The sequence below is a fragment of the Cupriavidus sp. P-10 genome (assembly GCF_003402535.2).
Lineage (GTDB): Bacteria > Pseudomonadota > Gammaproteobacteria > Burkholderiales > Burkholderiaceae > Cupriavidus.
In genome coordinates, this window is the sequence record NZ_AP025171.1 from 121869 (window position 1) to 140748 (window position 18880).

The window sequence follows — 18880 nt, forward strand, 5'->3', positions numbered from 1 at the left end:
CTCCCGAGCCGCGCCGGCGTTGCGCCGCGCGTGCGTCTCGCAAGACTGTGCCTAGCCTGGCGGCGCAATGCAAGCCTGCGCCGCGGCCTACAGCGGCGGGTTCACCCAGTACGGGTCGCGCCCATAGTACTCGTGCAGCGACTTGCCCCATTGCGGATCCGCCATGGCCGGCCAGCTGTCCTTGTTGAAGCCGGGCGCGGACTTGATCCGATCCGCCGTCACGGCAATCCGGAAGCACTTTTCGTCGGTGTCCATCACCAGGGCGCTCCATGGGATGGCATGCAGCGTATCGCCCATACCGAGGAAGCCGCCGGTGGTCAGCACCGCGTAGGCGATGCGGCCGTGCGGCACGTCCAGCATGATCTCGGAGATCTTGCCGACGTGTTCGCCGTCGGACGAGTACGCCTTGGTACCGTCCAGGCTGGATGCCGCCATGACTTCCGGACCGGGGCCTTCGCCCACGCCCGAACCGACGATGGCCGCGCCTTGACTGCTGGTAGCTTGGGTTTGCATGTTGGGCTCCTTATGCAAATGAACGCAGGAACATAAGGCGTGCGCAATGACCATGCCTGAACCGCAAGCAGCGCCACACCGGGCTGCGCAAGGCCGTCCCATCGCGTTCGGGCACGCGGCAAAGTAATTCTTTCGCGCCAGGTTGCAAAAAAAGCGCGCCCGGACTGCCGGGTTCAGAACTGGTGGCGCATCCCCAGCATGACGCCCACGCGCGTGCTGCTGTCCACGCCGGCAGCCGGAGTGCCTGCCCAGTACTCGGTCTCGCGGCCGACCGCGCCGCCGCGCGCATGCACGGCGTCCGCCTCCAGGTACACGCTGGTACGTTTGGACAGCGCGTAGTCGGCCACCACGGCAAGACTGTCGGCGTTGCCGCTGCCGGGCAGCGCCGGCACGTCCTGGAACTGCGTGGTCACGTCGCCGCCCTGCCAGTAGCGGTAGTAGGCGCCCGACAGGTGCAACGCCGGCGTGAGCTGGTAGCCCAGCCCGGCAAAGGCGATATTGAAGCGCGCGTCGCCCGCCGATTCGCGCCGGCCCATGGCAGGCATCCCGGAATAGTGCTGTATCGGGCGCTACGCTAGCGGGTGTCGTCAGCCTTCGGAGCTGTCGACCGGCATGTCGCGCGACAGGCCAAGGATCCAGCTCCGGAACGCCGCCAGCGCTTCCGATTCCGGCCGGCCGTCGGGATAGGCGAAATAGTAGCCCTGGTGGCCCTGGTAGCCCTGGTGCTCGTCCAGCATGCCGGCCAGCGGGATCACCAACTGGCCGGTCTGCAGCTCGCGCTCGATCAGCAGCCGCGGCGCCAGGCCGATGCCGAGCCCCGCGGCGGCGGCGGCTGTCATCATCGTGAACAGCTCATAGCGCGGCCCGCGCGAGGCCGCCAGGCTGAAGTCCCAGCCCTGCGCCGCGTACCAGTCGCGCCAGGCGTTGGCGCGCGTGCTCAGATGCAGATGACGGCAGCGTGCCAGGCTGGCGGCATCGGTGAGGGGATGGCCGGCATGGTCGGCAAGAAAGGCCGGGCTGCACACCGGCACCATGCCGCCTTCGCGGAAGATCACGCCGCCGCGCGTGCCGGGCCAGAACTGGTCGCCGAAATAGATGGCGGCGTCGTAGGCGCATTCCTGGAACGAGAACGGCTGCGAACGCGCCGACAGGTTGACGGTGACGTTGGGGTGGCGTTGCGCAAAGTCCGGTAGCCTCGGGATCAGCCACTGCGTGGCGAAGGTGGGCACCACCGCCAGTTCCAGCGTGAAGCCCATGGCGCGGCCGGTGCTGATTTCCAGCGTGTCGCGCTGCAGGTGGTCCAGGTGGCGGCGGATGCGCGCGGCGTATTCGCGCCCGGTCTCGGTCAGCGCCAGGCGCCGCCGCACGCGCGTGAACAGCGCCACGCCCAGGCGTTGTTCGAGCTGTGCGACCTGCCGCCCCACCGCGCTGTGCGTCAGCGCCAGCTCGGCTGCGGCGCGGGTAAAGCTGCCCAGCCGCGCCGAGGCCTCGAAGGCTTGCAGCGCGCCCAGGTTGGGGATGTCGTTTCTCATGGGGCGGCGGGGAAGGAGGTCCGACAGTATAAACAGCGGCCCGGAACCGGAGTTCGTGCGCCCCGCGCACAACGTTGTGCGCAATGCGCGCTTGTGCGGGGGCTGCGCGGGCCACTATCCTGCCCTGCGGATCGGTGTCCGCCATATTCGTACTGCCCCGCCCGGGGCAGGCGCCGGTTCACGTTGCCAAATCAAGCGCCCATGCCATCCAATATCTCCACGCTCCTCACCGAAAACGTCGGCGCCGCCCGCGCCGCGCATCTGATGTCGCTGGTCACGCTGCCGGCCAGCCTGCCGCAAGACCCGCAAGGCCGCGCCACCCGCGCCGAGATCGCCCAGGCGCTGAACATGGTGCTGTTCGGCGGCATCCTGGAACGCGTGCCGACCGGCCGTGCCTACACCGACGATGTCGCCGCCGCCGGCGGCAAGGTCACCTTCGACCACGGTGCGCTGCGCACGGTCAAATGGCGCGACAACGGCGCGCTGCCCGAAGGCGAGGCCGCCTTTACCCGCATCCTGCGTCCGCTGGGCTACGTGCTCAACGGCACCTATCCGCTCGACCGCATCGGCATGACCGGGCGCTCGTACGCGCACGCCGACGCACCGGAAGAGATTGCCCAGTTCTTCGTCAGCGAATTCCACCCGGAGCGTTTCAGCGAAGACTTCCGTGCCGCGGTCGGCCGCGTCACCGGCAGCTCCGTCGATCCGCTGGCGCCGCGCGCGCAGACGCTGCTGTGGCAACTGGAGCGCGACGGCGCGCTGGCAGTGGCCGACGGCGCCGAACTGGTCGGCCTGCTGGTGCCTTGCTTCGAGCGCCAGCACGCAGCGCCGCGGCTGGCCGACTACGAAGCGCTGCTGCGCGAATCGGCCGAAATGGCATGGATCGCTACCGAAGGCAACGCCTTCAACCACGCCACCGACCGCGTCGACGACGTGTTCGCGCTGGCCGAGCAGCAGAAGCAGCTGGGCCGGCCGATGAAGGACAAGGTGGAAGTGTCGGGCAGCGGGCGCGTCAAGCAGACTGCTTTCCGCGCCGATACCGTGCGCCGCACGTTCGTCGGTGCGCAGGGCGAGGCCGTCGAGCGCGAGGTGCCAGGATCGTTCTACGAGTTCATCACGCGCGAGCGCTTTTCCGAAGCGCAAGCTGCGCCACAGCGTTATGACCTCGGGTTTGACGCGGGGAATGCGCAGGGGATTTTCAGGATGACCGCGGCTGCGTGTTGAGCGCGGATTAGCGGATAGCTGTCGATTCCGCAGATTGTGTACAACTGGCGTCAGACGATATGTACCGCAAGACCGGCGCCCTCAAGCCTTCGGCAGGGCGCAGAGGGTGCCAAGATCCTTCGGCGGTTACCGCGTCGATTACTTTGAGCCAACGGGCGCGCCGCTGTCCCAGCCCGAGACACTGGTGCCCGTCACCGCAAAGCCGTCCCACGTCAACGTTGAATCGTGGGACGTGCTGAGTTATCTGTGCGAGTGCCGCGCGCACTGAGCGTTTAATCGCATTGCAAGAAATTGTCACGGCGTCGCGGGGCTCTCCCGCGGTCCGGCATTCGCTTGTCCGCTCGCACCTGCCTGCAGATATCCATCCGCTAGATTCAGATTTAATTAATCTGAACCCAATCAAGGCGAACTATTTTTCGGAATCGTCCGATATTCCGCTGCGTGCCCCCTTCCCTACCATTCGACTTCTATTGACGCGTCTCAAATGCGGGCGCAGCGATTGCTCCGCAAAATTGCCAATCCCTGGCTGCCTGCGGCAGCGGATGTCCAACCTGGCACGAAGTACCAAGCGTAACGGTATGGCGAAAGCGGAGTGAACAAAAATGGCGGAAGGATTTGACGAACTCAAGGCTCCCGGCGCCCGCGCACTCAACGAGCTGACCACCGGGCGGCAGGCTTACTTCCTCGAAGTACCCGGCACGGCCAGCGCCGCCGCGCTGTCGGTGGTGTCCTTCGAAGCGGTGGAACGGATGGGCGCCCCCTATGTCGTCACCATCCAACTCACGCACCCGCTTGCGCTCGACCGTGCCGACTACCTGGGCAAGGAAGCCACCTTCCTGATCGCTCCCGCCGATGGCAGCGAGCCGCGCAAGTTCGCGGGGTGCATCACCCACTTCAGCCAGACCCGCCAGACCCGCGATTTCTGTGGCTACGAGATCGTGGTCGAGCCGCTGGTCGCGCGGTTGCGGCTCACACGCGCCAGCCGCATCTACCAGCAGCAGACCGCTCCGCAAATCATCGAGGCGATCCTGCGCCGGCACGACCTCAAGGGCCACCGGTTCGTCTTCAAGACACGCCGCAAATACCCGCCGCACGCCTTCCGCATGCAATACCAGATGTCGGATTGGGACTATATCCGGCTGCTGATGGTGCAGGAGGGCCTGTATTGCTACTTCACCCCCGGCAAGTTCGGCGAGATGATCGTGTTCGGCGACGACATCGACCACTACCTCTACCAGCCTGAACTGCGCGTGCCGTACCGCGAGACGGCAGGACTGGAGTCCGGGCAGGAAACGGTGTTCTCGCTCACGACCCATGCCAGGACCATCCCCGAGTCGTTCCGGGTCGCGGACTTCAACCCCGACAAGGCGTGGGAGCGCTTCACCGGCGAGGCCAACGTCGCGCGCAAGGAGAATACAACCTACGGCCAGTCCTACGTCTACGGCACGCACCACCTGGACTTCGAGGGGGGAAAGTGGGAGGCGCTGCTGCGCCACGAGGCGGAGTTTGCCGAACAGTTGGTCTACGCGGGCGAGAGTAATGTGCTGGCGCTGTGCCCGGCGCGCATCCTGCGCATGGACTACGCGCTGCCTGACGCGCCCAACGGACAGGTCATCACCGAGGTCATCCACAGCGGCGCGCGCGATGCGGCCTACCGCAACACCTATCGGGCGATCCCCTCGGACCGGCGCTTCCGCCTGCCTCTGGACGAGGCCAACTGGCCGCGCATTGCCGGCACGCTCAGCGCGCGCATCACCTCGCCGGGCGAGTACAAGTATGCCTACCTCACGCAGGATGGCCGCTACGTGGTTCGCTTCGATCTGGATTTCGAGGAATGGCCCAACGGCGGAGAGAGCGTGCCGCTGGCGTTTGCCAAGCCGTTCGCGGGGGCGAACCAGACGGGCTTCCACTTCCCGCTGATCGACGGCACCTATGTGGACGTGGCCTTCCGTGACGGCAATCCGAACAAGCCGTATATCGCGCACGTGCAGCACAACAGCCAGCACACGGACCTGATCACGAACCAGGACCGGTGGTTGTCGCGCAACGTGATCCGTACGCAGAGCAACAACAAGCTGCGCTTCGAGGATTGGGAGGGGCAGGAAGGAATCAAGCTGTCGACCGAATACGGTGGCAAGACCCAGCTCAACCTGGGCTACCTGGTTGACCACAAGAAGAAGAAGCGCGGCGAAGGGTTCGAACTACGCACCGATGCGCAAGGCGCAGTGCGCGCCGGCGGCGGCCTGCTGCTGTCGGCGGATATCCAGCAGCGGGCGAACGGCAAGCAAACCGATACCAGCGTGGCCCTGCGCCAGTTGGAGACCGTGCAGATGCAGGCACAGACGCTGGCCGACGCAGCCAACCTCGCCAAGGCGGAGATTGTCGACCTGAAGGCAGAGAACGCGTGGCTCAGGAGCAGCGTGAACGAACTCAAGGAGGCCGTCCTGCTGCTGTCCGCGCCCAAGGGCATTGCCTTTGCGACCCCGGATCGCGTCTCCGTGGGCGCGGGCAAGGACGTGAATGTGGCGACAGGCACGAGCTTTGCCGTCAGCGCCCTGAAGGGCATTGTGATGGCCGCAGGCGATGCCCTGTCTCTGTTCGCGCACAACTTGGGTATCAAGCTTTTTGCCGCGCGCGGCAAGGTCCAGATTCAGGCGCAAAGCGATGAAATGTCTCTGGCAGCATTGAAAGACCTGACGATCTCCAGCACCGACGGCAGGCTGGTGCTGACGGCGGACAAGGAAGTCTGGATTGGCGCGGGTGGCTCATATATCCGTATCGACGCCTGCTCCATTCATCAGGTAACACCGGGCGACATGAATGAAAAGGCCATGTCCTGGCAGCGGCAAACGCCGGGCTCGGAGATAAGGAAGCCGTCGCTTCCTTATAGCACCGACCTGCCGGATACCGGCGGCCACGGGTCCCGGTACTCCGGCTGACGACGGCAGTTGCATTGCGCCAACTCCTGATTCATCGCTAACGAACGCCACAAGACATGTCCCCCCAGCCGCATCCCGCCTCGACGCCATCGCCCACAGCCGCTCCCACGACTCGCGCCGCCCTGACGTGGGGATATCCCTTTCCCGACGCCAAAAAGAAGGAAATCGCCGACCCGCAAAAATTCTACGAAGCCTTTTCATCGATGGACGATGGCTTCTTTCCGCTTGGCGTGAACGGCTTCCCGCATGGCGGCGCACACTTCGGTGGCGGCACCGCGTCCAGGCTAGACCAGACCGGGGGCGTGCGCTGTATCGCTGACGGCGAAATCGTCGCGTACCGCGTCAATGATAGGTGTCCACATCTGCAATTCGCGGACGGCAAGTGGGCAATGTATTCCACCGGCTTTGTGCTGGTGCGCCACCTTCTAGTCCTGCCCCCTGCGCCCAACAATAACGCGGCGCCGGCCGCCGACGAAATGCAGGACCTGTACAGCTTGTACATGCACATGGCGGACTGGACGACCTACCTTGCCGACGAAAAGCTGCTGCGGCCCTTCTGGTGGGATGTCGACGCATTCAAGATTCGGGGCAAGGACCATCAGCATCCTGCCGCCAGTGGCAGCGCGCCCGGTTCGACGGGCGCTTTCGTCTGGACGGAGCCGACGGCGGGGAAGAAGAAGGGGCAATACACTGCAGGCAGCCAGGTCGGCTTCCTGCCGGAAGGCAGCGAGGTTGTCATCAGCGAAAGACGCGGGGACTGGGGGCACATCAAGGGCATCGTCGTAGGTGGGATGATCAGCACGACCAGCGGCGGCCAGTTTGGCGAGGAAGATAACTTCGTGCCATGGGAGAATGACAGCGACAAACCTAATTCGCCGGTCACCCCTAAGGGCGATTGGGGCTGGATCAGTCTGAGCCGTCACCAGCCGACCAAGGAGCCCAAGCAACTCAATCAGGTCGTCATTCCCGCCTCGGCCCTTCATGTGACTGCCGGAACGCCGCTGGGGCAATTGGGCGAATATCACGACTATGAGACCGCCACCCCCTTGCCGCCCACCGCCAGGCGCAAGTTGCTGCACCTCGAAGTCTTCGCCGACGATGGCTTCGCCGCGTTCCTTGCCAAAAGCCGCGCCAGGGCCGCGCAACTACCAGCGGACCAACGCAGCCTGCTGGTGATCGATGCCGGGACAAAGCTGGTGACAGCCGTTCCAGCGGCGGATCGCAAGTTGAGACTCCACTATGCGGTGAAAAAGGCAGAACTCACCGCAGACAGTCCAACCGGCGGCCCGTGGGTCAAGGTGCAGCCGATGCATTTGGGGAGTATGGGCGTTGCCTACCAGTTTGACGGTCCGCCGGTATGGATCGAGCGCGCGAATCTGGCAAATGCCGGGGATAGCACGCCCGCCTGGAGCAAATTCCCCTTGAGCCTGCAAGGTGTTGCCGATCCGGCCAACGGGTATCCGCGCGGACAACTGGACGCCCTGGAGGCCAAGGATAAGGCCACCGACGACCAGAAGGTCCACTGGTGGCATTTACCGTTTAGCACCGCCGATGGCGAGAATGCCTGGGGCTGGGTGTGCGAGAAGAACCACCCTGGCACGATATGGGAAAGCCCGTGGGCCTGGCCCGGCTTCGAAACGGTGGATGCCACCGGCATCCAGATTGCCGATGCGTTCCGGCGCAATCTCGTCATCACGGGGGCGGCCAACTGGAAGGAGCAGAAGGAGTTCGAGCCATCGCTGGCGGCGGTGAACAACAGCCCGCTGTTGTTCAAGCTGGAGCAGACCGTCGCGAAGCTGAACGCCGGGGACGGCAAGGGCAAGGGAGGCGGCAGAGTCACCGCGCGGGCCATCCAGTCAGCCATGCACGTGCCCTCGCTCGCGCAGGCACTATCGCACGTGATCCTGCGCTACGAGAGCGAATGGGGCGGCGACATGAGCCGGTGGGAAGCGCTGACGCCGCTGATGCGTAATGCCAGGGATAACTGGCAGCGCGAGTTGCAGCGAATCAAGAAGCTGCAATGGTGGGACGAGGTGAAGGGCAAGGTTACAGGCTTCCCGACCAGCCCGACCGTGCAGCATATCCATCCGATTGCGTTGATTGCGAATTTCAGACCCGCGAGCGGAAAAATCACGATGGAAATTCTGAAAATGCTATTTCCGGGCGCATCGAATGAAAATCTCCGAATAATTGCTGATGAACTTAACCCGATATTGGCGGATTACAAGCTGAACACCAAACTGCGTCTTTCGCATTTCTTTGCGCAAATTAAACAGGAGGCGGGTGCTTCATTAAATACTTCTGAAAATTTAAACTATCGATCTTCCGTCCTGATTCAAAAATTCAGTTACTTTTCAAGTCATACAGCGGAAGCAGAGCTGTACGGTAGAACTTCCGCGCACCCCGCGAACCCTCAGGCAATTGCAAATCGCGCATATGCGAACAAGATAGGCAACGGAAATGTAGCGAGCGGTGATGGGTGGAAGTATAGGGGGCGAGGCCTCAAGCAACTCACAGGTAAAGCCAACTATCAAGGGTTTCAGAATTTCTACAAAACCCTCTGGCCTCAGGGGAGCGAAGATTTCGTGCAAAACCCGGATTTAGTTTCCGAAATGCGATTTTCGGTACGCTCTGTGGTCTGTTTCTGGATATCCAACAAGCTACCGGAGATAGCTGATACTGGCCATGGCGATAGTGTCGTAGACAAGATTACGGCTGTCATAAATTTGCACACCGATAGCTACGGCGATAGGCGTAATAATTTTCACGTCATATGGAATGTGTGCCAAGAACGCGAGCATCAGCCCATCGATGTTCGCGATGCTTTACTGAAGATGAGGGACGGCCCCTCGAAGTCGGCTTGCAGGAGCAGGCTTCAAACCGCCACAAGCTGCGTGGGTAAAGAGTCCTCGTGGTGAGCGTTGTTGGAAAAGTCGGGGGGTAACTCCGGCAGGTGGGAGTCAAAGAGACGAACGTGAGTGAACCGCTGATGACGTGTCGTAATCGTGATAATCGATGTCAAAACCGGGGGGATTTCATGCTCCGGGACAAGTTTGGGCGATGCCTGCTGACGGCCCATTCGGCATCCGGCATAAAGGCGGCGTGACTTTGACTCAGGCTTCAGTAAGGAACTTGGGAACCTGTCGTCCCGATGCGAAGGGAGAAATCCAAGCGGAAGGCCTCCGCAAGGATGAGAGTACCGATGCGGGGCACAGGGGCGGAGACGTCCGTAGTAGGGCTGAAGGTCCTGTAATGGGGCTGGACCGAAGGGGCGTCATCGTCTGGCTTTGTACTGCGGGCAACCCGCAAGGGGAGGACCCGCATGGATAAAGCAAAACCGTTTTGTATTTCCAAACGTGAGGTGTGGGAAGCATATCAACAGGTGAAGGCCAACCGTGGGGCGGCGGGCGTGGATGGACAGTCGATGAAGGCATTCGAGGCAGATTTGAAGAACAATCTGTATCGGATCTGGAATCGGATGTCCTCCGGCAGCTACATGCCGCCGCCGGTGCTGCGGGTTGACATACCCAAAGCGGGAGGTGCGGGAACGAGGCCGTTGGGAATACCCACGATCTCCGATCGCATCGCTCAGACGGTGGTCAAGCGATATCTGGAGCCGCTCGTGGAACCGGTGTTTCACCGTGACTCATACGGGTATCGTCCCGGACGATCGGCGCATCAGGCGCTCAACGTCACCCGGCAGCGATGCTGGGAGTACGAATGGGTGCTTGACCTCGACATCAAGAATTTCTTCGGTAGTATCGATTGGGAACTCATGATGCGCGCGGTGCGCTGTCACACGGACTGCGCGTGGGTGCTGCTGTATATCGAGCGCTGGCTCAAGGCACCCGTGCAAATGCCTGACGGGGCCGTGGAGTACCCGGACAAGGGCACGCCGCAAGGCGGTGTCGTCAGTCCGGTGCTGGCTAACCTGTTCCTCCACTATGCGTTCGACCGGTGGATGCAGAAGCATCATCCGGACGTGCCATTCGCGCGTTATGCCGATGATGTCATCTGTCATTGCAAGAGCGAAGCGCAGGCGCGGCTGCTCAAGCAGGGGCTAGAGACGCGGCTGGCCGAATGCAAGCTGGATCTGCATCCAGAGAAGACCAAAATCGTGTATTGCAAGCAGGCCAACAGGCATGCAAGCTATCCGCTATGTCAGTTCGACTTCCTGGGCTATACGTTCAGGCCGCGAAGTGTCAGAAGTCAGGGCGGCACGCTGTCGGTTGGCTTCGTGCCTGCAGTCAGCAACAAGGCTGCGAAAGCGATGCGGCAGGAGATGCGTCGCCGTAGTGTGTTGCACCGCTATGACCTGAGTCTGACTGAGTTGGCGGACCGAACGCGTCCGACTTTGCGGGGTTGGATTCAGTACTACGGTCGATTCTATCGGTCTGCGCTGGCGCAGGTGCTGCTTGCAGTCGATGCCGCGCTGGTCCGCTGGGCCCAACGGAAATACAAACCTCTCCGCGGTCGTAAGCGGCGTGCAGCGGCATGGCTACGAGACGTCAAATCTCGGCAGCCGGGCCTCTTTGCGCACTGGGCCGTGGAGACTACGGTTGGACGATAGGAGCCGGATGAATCGAGAGGTTCACGTCCGGTTCTGTGAGGGCGTGAGGGTGAGATTCCCTTGCGCCACTCGACTCTGGCATATTTTCCGCCTTCGATTGAACCGTGAGCGATTTATGAAAACCTTCATAAAATTTTTTATAGTTGGTTTGCTTTCGGCTGCTGGATTTGCCAATGCAGCAGCCGAATTAAAATGTTGCAAGGTGATTTTCTTTGGAAATGAATCTTGCATTGAATATCACGCGTACGCCGGACCAGACGGTGATCAAGTAGCGCTTCATCTGCTCGGCCGCGAGCGAATAAATGTGGCTGTTTACGAGCCGGAAGGCGGCGCGTTACCGCGAATTGTTAGTGTATTCACGAGCGGGAAAAGCCCGAAAAAACTTTTCGTAATTGTAGCTTGGAGATCCGATAATTCCGTGTTGAATACAGGCGGAAGTGTTTTCCAGGTATTTGTGTATGACGAAAAAATGGAATATTCGAAAGGTTCGCCAAGTTTGGTTGAGGACACTTTGCTTGGGAATAGATTCGGTGCGGGATTTGATGGTATTCGCGAAGGGAAGAGAATATCGTACAAATACAAAAATGCTGAGTCAGTTCGCCGCCAATTGGTGACCTGGAAATATAGATAAAGTCATCGAAGCTGGTGGCAACGGGTTCATTGCCGATATCCACCTCGGCTGGCCGGCGCGTGACGGACACCAGCGGCAAACGCCAGGAGGTTCGCTTGGCAGGTATGGCCGCGCGAACTGGGCAGGCGAGCAGCACCCGGTCACCTTCGCGGAGTTCTCCGAACCGCGCGAAGGGGGCTGGCTTGTTTGCCTGGCAGGAGACGAATGTGGAAGTCCAGAGCTGGACCGATGCGCGACTGTCTGGGGCTAAGAAATTCGCCGTCGAAACCGTCAGGTTCGCGCATGGTGGAATTGCCGACTGCAATCAGGTCGCGATGTTCGACCCGGAGTTCGGGCAATGGCATTTCTTACCCATGCCTTCGCAGCCTGATGAAGGCGGGGAACCCCACGGCAGGACGACATGATTTCAAGGAGTCAAGCATGTACCAACGCCATGACATCCGCGACGGCGACATGACCACAACGAACGGGAGGGTCAGCGCGACCTCACGAACCGAGATGCTGAACGGTCGGGCGGTCGCCTATGAAGGCGATCCGGTGTGGTGCCCGCAATGCAAGACTACGGGCAGGATTGCCTGCGTGGGCGAACGCCTGCCCAATCGAGGGCCGGATGGCCGCGAGCAGGCGTTGAGCTATGACTGGTGCCTGTGCAAGTGCGATCCGACGCCGTTGCTGATTGCGTCGCAGAGCGAGTCTATGAGCATTGCGTAGGCCCTTCCCGCAAGCGGCTCGATTGCCGGAATCGCATACTCTCCGAGCGTACACGAGTGACCGCTGCCAAAATACAGCGAGGCTTGCAGTGCCTCAGTCGCGTAAAGCTATTGGCATTGGAGATCTCCTTCGACGGGTTGCATTCGGCCTGGAACATCCCACCGGCCTTGCGTCTGGGCAAGCCAACGCGCAGAGAAAAGGTCGTCAGTTGAACCTGCTCAAGGCTCTTCCAGGCTGGCGGCCAGGGGAGAGAACCACCGCTATCCCAGCCGCTTTGCCGATATCACCGCTTCAGCCACGTTGGCCGGCGCTTCGGCATAGTGCTTGAACTCCATGGTGAACGTCGCGCGCCCCTGTGTCAGCGAGCGCAGCGTGGTCGAATAGCCGAACATCGTCGCCAGCGGCACTTCGGCGCGCACGATCTTGCCGCCGCCACCGGCGATGTCTTCCATGCCGTGCACCATGCCGCGGCGCGATGACAGGTCGCCCATCACGTTCCCGGTGAATTCCTCCGGCGTTTCCACCTCGACCGCCATCATCGGCTCCAGCAGCGCGGGCCGGGCCCGGCGCATGCCTTCCTTGAAAGCCATCGAGCCCGCCATGCGGAAGGCGTTCTCGTTCGAGTCCACGTCGTGGTACGAGCCGAACACCAGCGTGGCCTTGATGTCGACCACCGGATAGCCGGCCAGCACGCCGGCCTGCAAGGTCTCGCGGATGCCCTTGTCCACCGCGGGGATAAACTCGCGCGGCACCACGCCGCCCTTGATCGCATCGACGAATTCATAGCCGCCGCCATGCGGCATCGGCTCGAGGTTCAGCACCACGTGGCCGTACTGGCCGCGGCCGCCGGACTGCTTGATGAACTTGCCTTCCACGTCCTTGACCGACTGGCGGATGGTCTCGCGGTAAGCCACCTGCGGCTTGCCGACCGACGCCTCCACGTTGAACTCGCGGCGCATGCGGTCGACCAGGATTTCCAGGTGCAACTCGCCCATGCCGGAGATGATGGTCTGGCCGGATTCCTCGTCGGTGGTCACGCGGAATGACGGGTCCTCCTGCGCCAGGCGGTTCAGCGCAATGCCCATCTTTTCCTGGTCGGCCTTGGTCTTGGGCTCCACTGCCTGCGAGATCACCGGCTCGGGGAAACTCATGCGCTCCAGGATGATGACCTTGTCCGGATCGCACAGCGTATCGCCGGTGGTCGCTTCCTTCAGGCCGACTGCCGCGGCGATGTCGCCCGCGCGCACTTCCTTGATTTCCTGGCGCACGTTGGCATGCATCTGCAGGATGCGGCCGAGGCGCTCGCGCTTGGACTTGAGCGGGTTGTAGACCGTATCGCCGGACTTGACCACGCCCGAATACACGCGGAAAAAGATCAGCTGGCCGACGAAGGGGTCGGTCATGATCTTGAACGCCAGCGCCGAGAACGGCTCGTCGTCGCTCGGATGGCGCTCGGCCTCGCGGTCGTCCTCGGTGTGGCCGAGGATGGCCGGCACGTCGGCGGGCGAGGGCAGGTAGTCGATGACCGCATCGAGCATGCTCTGCACGCCCTTGTTCTTGAAGGCGCTGCCGCACAGCATCGGCACGATCTCGTTGGCGATGGTGCGCTTGCGCAGGCCGCGCTTGATCTGCTCTTCGGTCAGCGCCTCGCCGGAAAGATAGTGTTCGAGCAGGCTTTCATCGGCTTCGGCAGCGGCTTCCACCATCTTGTCGCGCCACGCCTGCGCGGTGGGCAACAGCTCGGTGGGAATTTCCTGGTACTCGAAGCGCACGCCCTGGCTGGCATCGTCCCAGACGATGGCCTTCATCTTGACCAGGTCGATCACGCCCAGGAAATGGTCTTCGGCGCCGAGCGGGATCTGGATCGGCACGGCGCGTCCCTTGAGGCGGTCGGCGATCTGCGTCTGCACGCGGAAGAAATCCGCGCCGACGCGGTCCATCTTGTTGACGAAGGCAATGCGCGGCACCGCGTACTTGTTGGCCTGGCGCCAGACGGTCTCGGATTGCGGCTGCACGCCGCCGACCGCGTCATAGACCATGCAGGCGCCGTCGAGCACGCGCATCGAGCGCTCGACTTCGATGGTGAAGTCGACGTGTCCCGGCGTATCGATGATGTTGATACGGTGTTCGGGGTAGTTGCCGGCCATGCCTTTCCAGAAGGCGGTGGTGGCAGCCGACGTGATGGTGATGCCGCGCTCCTGCTCCTGCTCCATCCAGTCCATGGTGGCAGCGCCATCGTGCACCTCGCCCAGCTTGTGGTTGACGCCCGTGTAGAACAGGATGCGTTCGGTCGTCGTGGTCTTGCCGGCGTCGATATGCGCGCTGATGCCGATGTTGCGGTAGCGCTCGATGGGGGTCTTGCGAGGCACAGTGTTCTCCTGGGTGACACCACCGGAATAGAGTAGCACCACTGGACCTTTGCCGTTGTCCCTGCCGCGTGCAGGGGAACGCCGGCATGCGGTGCGCGGGCCGGGCATGCAACCCGGTGCGCTGCGTCTGAGGCGAGCCTAGGGGCGAGCCGTAATAGCTTGCGGAATCCTCCCATCCTGCGCGCTGCCGGGCCTCCATATACTGGGCCTGCATCGCGCCAGCCGATGCCTCCGACATTACCATCCACGCGAACCGAAGCATGACCACCATCCTGATCGTTGACGACCACCCGGCGATGCGGCTGGTTCTCAAGACCCACCTGCTGCAGCTGCTCGGCGTTGATGAAGTGATCGAAGCTGACAACGGGCAATGCGCGCTCGAGCTGGCGCGCGCACGCATGCCCGACCTCGTGCTGCTCGACCTGGACATCCCGCGCTCGAGCGGACTCGACGTGGCGCCGCGGCTGCGGGCGATCCATCCGCAGGTGCGTTTGCTGGTGGTGACGGCGCTGGATCCGGCGGTGTTCGTCAGCCGCTCGTGGCAGGTCGGCGCGCAGGGGTTCGTCAGCAAGACGCAGGACCTGAAGGAAATCCTGCGCGCGGTCGAATCGGTGCTGGCCGGCTACACGGTGTTTCCGGCGATGGGCCGGGATGGCGGCTCGCGCCACGCCATGTCCGCCGACGACGAGATGCTGCGCCGGCTTTCCGACAAGGAACTGGTGGTGCTGCAGATGCTGGCGCGCGGGATGTCGTACAAGGCCATCAGCGCCAGCCTGTTTATCAGCAACAAGACCGTCAGCAGCTACAAGGCGCGCATCATGGCCAAGCTGCAGGTGTCGTCCCTGGTGGAACTGGTCGACTTCGCGCGCCGCTGCCGACTCGCCTTGTAGGCGCCGGCCGCGGCCAGTTGTTCGGACATCGTATGACTTGCGGCGGTAGGATACGCCCCGCGGGGCGTCCGGGCGTCAGGCCTGCGCGCCGCCGGAGCCCGAGGCCTTGCGCAGCCGCTCGCGGCTGTTGGTCAGGTGCATGCGCATCGCCGCCTTGGCCGCGTCCGGGTCGCGGCGCTCGATCGCGTCGTAGATGTTCTCATGCTCGAACTGGACCCGCTCCAGGTACTGCTCGCGCTCCGGCGTGTTGACCTGCAGCCGGCTGCGCGGGATCAGCATGGTGCCCAGGTGGCCCATGATGTCGGTGAAGTAGCGGTTGCCGGTGGCCCGGGCGATGGCGAGGTGGAAGGCAAAATCGCTGTCCACCGCGTCGTTGCCGGCCCCGGTATTGCGCTTGAGATCGTCCAGCGCCTGGCGCATCGCGGCTAGCTGGGCGTCGCTGCGGCGGGCGGCGGCCAGTCCGGCAGCCTCGGCCTCCAGGCTGACGCGGAATTCCAGCATCGCCATCACATCGATCGCGGTTCCCAGCGTGTCCGGCCCGATGCGGAACGGCGAGGGCGCTTCCGTCGCGCGCGCCAGCACGAAGGTGCCGATGCCGTGGCGGGTTTCGACCAGGCCGCTGGCCTGCAGCCGCGACAAAGCTTCGCGCACCACGGTGCGGCTTACGCCCTGCGTCGCCATGATTTCCGATTCGGTCGGCAGCTTGTCGCCGGGCTTTAGCTGGCCCTGGTGGATCTCTTCAGAGAGCGCCTGCACCACTTCTTCGGCCAGGGTGCGGCCGCGGCGGCGCAACGGCACGGCCGGGGCGGCGCCGGGCGCGCCGGCGGCAGCAAGAGACGGATCGGGCAGGGCAGAGTTGCGTGCGGTAGGCATGGCGGATACGGGCGGGGTTTCCCGGACTTGACCGGTTCGAGATGGCCTCATTATACTGGGTTATCAGTCATACGATGACCGATAACATAGCAATGCCGGAGACCTGACCAGAATGACCCATCCCGCCACTTCCGCCGCCCCCGCCACGCACGCCGGTGCCGGCCAGACCCCCGTGGTGACCGAACTCACCGTGGTGCCCGTGGCCGGGCACGACAGCATGCTGATGAACCTGTCGGGCGCACATGGCCCGTACTTCACGCGCAATATCGTGATCCTGCGCGACAGCGCCGGCCACACCGGCGTGGGCGAAGTGCCGGGCGGCGAAGGCATCCGCCAGACCCTGGAAGACGCCCGCCCGCTGCTGGTCGGCCAGCCCATCGGCCAGTTCCAGGCCATCCTGAACCGCGTGCGCGCCACCTTTGCCAGCCGCGACGCCGGTGGCCGGGGCCTGCAGACCTTCGACCTGCGCATCACCATCCACGCCGTCACCGCGCTGGAAGCCGCGCTGCTCGACCTGCTCGGCCAACACCTGCAGGTGCCGGTGGCGGCACTGCTGGGAGAAGGCCAGCAGCGCGACGCCGTCGAGATGCTGGGCTACCTGTTCTATATTGGCGACCGCCAGCGCACCACGCTGGACTACCGCACCGAACCCGATGCCGACAACGCCTGGTTCCGCCTGCGCAATGAGGTGGCGATGACGCCCGAGGCGATCGTGCGCCTGGCCGAGGCCGCCTATGAGCGCTACGGCTTCAACGATTTCAAGCTCAAGGGCGGGGTGCTGCGCGGCGACGAAGAGATGGAAGCGATCATTGCGTTGCACGAGCGTTTCCCCAAGGCTCGGGTGACGCTGGATCCGAACGGCGGCTGGCTGCTGGCCGATGCGATCCGCCTGTGCCGCGACAAGCACGGCATCCTGGCCTATGCCGAGGATCCGTGCGGCGCCGAGGACGGATATTCGGGGCGCGAGATCATGGCCGAGTTCCGCACCGCCACCGGCCTGCCCACCGCAACCAACATGATCGCCACCGACTGGCGCCAGATGGGCCATGCGGTGCGCCTGCAGTCCGTCGACATCCCGCTGGCTGACCCGCACTTCTGGACCATGCAGGGTTCGGTGCGCGTGGCGCAGATGTGTGCCGAATGGGGGCTGACCTGGGGCTCGCACTCGAACAACCACTTCGATATCTCGCTGGCGATGTTCACCCACGTGGCCGCCGCCGCGCCGGGCCGCGTTACCGCCATCGACACGCACTGGATCTGGCAGGACGGCGAGAACCTGACCAAGTCGCCGCTGAAGATCGAGAACGGCCTGGTACAGGTGCCCAAGACGCCGGGCCTGGGCGTGGAACTCGACATGGATGCGCTGGGCCGCGCGCATGCGCTGTACCAGAGCAAGGGCCTGGGTGCGCGTGACGACGCCATCGCCATGCAGTTCCTGATCCCCGGCTGGAAATTCAACAACAAGGCGCCCTGCATGGTGCGCTGAGCCGGCACGGCAGTCCGGTCCGATCGGTCCGATCTCCCGGCGCGCCGCCGCAACGCCTGCGCGCCGGTACCCAGAAGATAAAGCAGGAGACAACGATGTATCCCTTTCAACGCACGGGCGCGCTGCGCCTGCAAGACTGGCTGCGCGCCGTTGCTGTCGGCTCGGTGCTGACCGTCGCGGTGCTGGCTGCCGGCCACGCCCGGGCCGCGCAGGACTGGCCGCAACGCCCGGTTTCGGTGGTGGTGCCGTTCCCCGCGGGCGGCTCCACCGACACCATCGCGCGCATGCTGACGGCGCCGCTCAATGAAAAGCTGGGCCAGCCGTTCGTGGTCGACAACAAGCCCGGCGCGACCGGCGCCATCGGCGCGACCTTCGTCAAGCGCGCGCCGGCGGACGGCTACACCATGCTGGTGGCGTCGATCGGCGTCTTTGCCGTCAACCCGTTCCTGCAGAAGAACCTGGGCTACGACCCGGTCAAGGACTTCGACCTGCTGACGGTGGCGGTGCGCGCGCCCAACGTGCTGGTGGTCAATCCGCAGTTCCCGGCGAAGAACGTGCAGGAACTGGTGGCGCACATGAAGAAGAATCCGGGCAAGGTCAGCTTTGCCTCGTCCGGCGCGGGTTCGTCCGACCACCTGACCGCGGCGCTGTTCTGGCAGAAGACCGGCACCGACGGCCTGCACGTGCCGTACAAGGGAGGCGCGCCTGCGATCTCCGACCTGCTCGCCGGGCAGGTGGACGTGTCGTTCCAGAACATCAACGCGGTGCTGCAGCACATCCGCACCGGCAAGCTCAAGGCGCTCGCGGTGACGGCGGACAAGCGCTCGACCGTGTTGCCCAACGTGCCGACCATGGCGGAAGCCGGCGTCAGGGAGGTCGAGGTCTATTCGTGGCAAGGCGTGGCCGCGCCGCGCGGGCTGCCCGCCGACGTGAAGACGCGCCTGCATGGCGCGCTGGTCGGCGCGCTGAACGATCCCAAGATGCGCCAGAAGCTGTCGGAGAACGGCTTCGAGGTAGTGGCGAACACGCCCGAGCAGTTCAGCCAGTTTGAAGCGCAGGAACTGCAGCGCTGGAAGACCGTGATCGAGAAGGGCCGCATCGTGCTCGACTGAGCGCAAGCGGCATCCAGCTGAACTCACCAA

General features: G+C 63.6%; 15 protein-coding genes. 10 read left to right on the plus strand and 5 right to left on the minus strand.

Features of this window, described 5'->3' with window-relative positions:
- Positions 1-87: 87 nt before the first annotated feature.
- From CTP10_RS17695 to CTP10_RS17705, 3 genes are all read right to left on the minus strand, one after another.
- Positions 88-513: a PRC-barrel domain-containing protein gene (locus CTP10_RS17695; RefSeq protein ID WP_116323697.1), complete on the minus strand. Its 426-nt coding sequence runs from the start codon at positions 511-513 to the stop codon at positions 88-90.
- Between the two features lie 173 nt (positions 514-686).
- Positions 687-1058, minus strand: a complete 372-nt coding sequence (locus tag CTP10_RS17700) for a porin (protein ID WP_233528465.1) — start codon at positions 1056-1058, stop codon at positions 687-689.
- A 42-nt stretch (positions 1059-1100) separates the two neighbouring features.
- Positions 1101-2045: a LysR substrate-binding domain-containing protein gene (locus tag CTP10_RS17705; protein WP_116323698.1), complete on the minus strand. Its 945-nt coding sequence runs from the start codon at positions 2043-2045 to the stop codon at positions 1101-1103.
- Between the two features lie 201 nt (positions 2046-2246).
- On the opposite strand from CTP10_RS17705, the gene CTP10_RS17710 reads away from it, so the two are divergent.
- The 7 genes from CTP10_RS17710 to CTP10_RS17740 all read left to right on the plus strand — a co-directional run bounded on the left by CTP10_RS17710 (position 2247) and on the right by CTP10_RS17740 (position 12120).
- Complete coding sequence (locus CTP10_RS17710; protein WP_116323699.1) at positions 2247-3269, plus strand: DUF1338 domain-containing protein; 1023 nt, start codon at positions 2247-2249, stop codon at positions 3267-3269.
- A gap of 602 nt (positions 3270-3871) precedes the next feature.
- Positions 3872-6208 carry a type VI secretion system Vgr family protein gene (locus tag CTP10_RS17715; protein WP_271815863.1) on the plus strand — a complete coding sequence of 779 codons (2337 nt, stop codon included), beginning with the start codon at positions 3872-3874 and terminating at the stop codon, positions 6206-6208.
- 56 nt (positions 6209-6264) lie between these two features.
- On the plus strand, positions 6265-9126 hold the full coding sequence (locus CTP10_RS17720) for a glycoside hydrolase family 19 protein (RefSeq protein WP_147316331.1): 2862 nt from the start codon (positions 6265-6267) through the stop codon (positions 9124-9126).
- A 404-nt stretch (positions 9127-9530) separates the two neighbouring features.
- Positions 9531-10778 carry a group II intron reverse transcriptase/maturase gene (ltrA, locus tag CTP10_RS17725; RefSeq protein ID WP_116323644.1) on the plus strand — a complete coding sequence of 416 codons (1248 nt, stop codon included), beginning with the start codon at positions 9531-9533 and terminating at the stop codon, positions 10776-10778.
- Positions 10779-10893: 115 nt separating this feature from the next.
- Entirely contained in the window at positions 10894-11409 is a 516-nt protein-coding gene (locus tag CTP10_RS17730) for a hypothetical protein (RefSeq protein ID WP_147316330.1), read from the plus strand.
- A 206-nt stretch (positions 11410-11615) separates the two neighbouring features.
- Positions 11616-11813 (plus strand): hypothetical protein, encoded by a 198-nt coding sequence (locus tag CTP10_RS17735; protein WP_116323643.1) that lies wholly within the window; start codon positions 11616-11618, stop codon positions 11811-11813.
- A 16-nt stretch (positions 11814-11829) separates the two neighbouring features.
- Positions 11830-12120 (plus strand): PAAR domain-containing protein, encoded by a 291-nt coding sequence (locus tag CTP10_RS17740; protein ID WP_116323642.1) that lies wholly within the window; start codon positions 11830-11832, stop codon positions 12118-12120.
- A gap of 260 nt (positions 12121-12380) precedes the next feature.
- Here CTP10_RS17740 and fusA read toward each other — a convergent pair whose 3' ends face one another.
- The gene (gene fusA, locus CTP10_RS17745) at positions 12381-14489 is read right to left on the minus strand and encodes an elongation factor G (protein ID WP_116323641.1); all 2109 of its coding nucleotides are present in this window, start codon (positions 14487-14489) and stop codon (positions 12381-12383) included.
- Positions 14490-14749: 260 nt separating this feature from the next.
- Here fusA and CTP10_RS17750 point away from each other — a divergent pair, with 260 nt between their 5' ends.
- Positions 14750-15379: a response regulator transcription factor gene (locus tag CTP10_RS17750; protein ID WP_116323640.1), complete on the plus strand. Its 630-nt coding sequence runs from the start codon at positions 14750-14752 to the stop codon at positions 15377-15379.
- Positions 15380-15454: 75 nt separating this feature from the next.
- Here the strand turns inward: CTP10_RS17750 and CTP10_RS17755 are convergent, their stop codons facing one another.
- Positions 15455-16252 (minus strand): FadR/GntR family transcriptional regulator, encoded by a 798-nt coding sequence (locus tag CTP10_RS17755; protein ID WP_116323639.1) that lies wholly within the window; start codon positions 16250-16252, stop codon positions 15455-15457.
- Between the two features lie 112 nt (positions 16253-16364).
- Here CTP10_RS17755 and gudD point away from each other — a divergent pair, with 112 nt between their 5' ends.
- Positions 16365-17738 (plus strand): glucarate dehydratase, encoded by a 1374-nt coding sequence (gene gudD, locus CTP10_RS17760; RefSeq protein ID WP_116323638.1) that lies wholly within the window; start codon positions 16365-16367, stop codon positions 17736-17738.
- 95 nt (positions 17739-17833) lie between these two features.
- Complete coding sequence (locus CTP10_RS17765) at positions 17834-18850, plus strand: Bug family tripartite tricarboxylate transporter substrate binding protein (RefSeq protein WP_116323637.1); 1017 nt, start codon at positions 17834-17836, stop codon at positions 18848-18850.
- Positions 18851-18880: the final 30 nt, after the last annotated feature.